The organism is Streptomyces sp. BE20 (assembly GCF_036322525.1).
Classification (GTDB): domain Bacteria; phylum Actinomycetota; class Actinomycetes; order Streptomycetales; family Streptomycetaceae; genus Kitasatospora.
This window is the reverse complement of sequence record NZ_JAQYWW010001242.1, coordinates 1-771: the sequence shown is the minus strand read 5'-3', so window position 1 is coordinate 771 and position 771 is coordinate 1. Positions and strand designations below refer to the sequence as shown.

Here is a 771-nt window from a genome sequence, read left to right as displayed (position 1 = left end):
TGCCCCCGCATGCCCGTGTACACCCCCGTCGTCGGGGAGGTGGTCCGTGACTTCGGGTGCCGTGTCCCCGCCGGTGGGGTGCTCGAAGGCGTCTACATGGACACCCTCGGCGGCCTCGCCTACCTCCGCCACGAGGGCGGCGGCTGCGAGTGGACCACCAGGCCCGAACTCGTCCGACCCCTGCCCGAACCCCGCTACCTCATCGTCCAGCAGCCCAGCAGGCCGCGCGCCGACGACCCGGCGTGAACCGGGCCCCCGCGCTCGTCGCCACCGCACTCGGCGTCCCCGCCCTCAGCACCCTCACCGCCGCCCTCGTCTGCCGGCCGATCCACGACGGACCGCTCGGACCCCGCCTCCTGATCTTCGGCCTCGTCCTCGCCACCGGCATCAGCGCCGGCCTGCCCGCCTGCTTCACCTGGCTCTCACCCGACACCCACCACGACCCCGACCCCGGTCCCGATTCCGATTCCGACCCCACCCCCTGAACCCCCACGGTCGGGCCCGCCGGCCCCGGCGCGGGCCCCACCGGAACCGCCGTCAACTCCCCACCGAGGAGACCCCCGTGCTCAACAACCTCCCCACAATCCTGACCCACCCGCCCCGCCGCCGCCTCGGCCACCAGGCCCTCATCCTCAACCGCGACGGCGCGATCCTCCTCGTCGCCACCACCTACCGCTCCGGCCTCATGCTCCCCGGCGGCAGCGCCGAAGCCGACGAACTCCCCCACCTCGCCGCCCGCCGCCACACCGAAACCGAAACCGGCCTCGTCCT

General features: G+C 74.2%; 3 protein-coding genes. All 3 read left to right on the top strand.

The window, feature by feature from the left end; genetic code table 11:
• On the top strand, positions 1 to 246 hold a 246-nt coding region (locus tag PUR61_RS44945), incomplete at its 5' end, for a hypothetical protein (RefSeq protein ID WP_329885770.1).
• On the top strand, positions 243 to 485 hold the full coding sequence (locus PUR61_RS44940; protein WP_329885769.1) for a hypothetical protein: 243 nt from the start codon (positions 243 to 245) through the stop codon (positions 483 to 485). The genes PUR61_RS44945 and PUR61_RS44940, both read left to right, overlap by 4 nt.
• 77 nt (positions 486 to 562) lie before the next feature.
• The coding region (locus tag PUR61_RS44935; RefSeq protein WP_329885768.1) for an NUDIX domain-containing protein at positions 563 to 771 on the top strand (209 nt) is incomplete at its 3' end.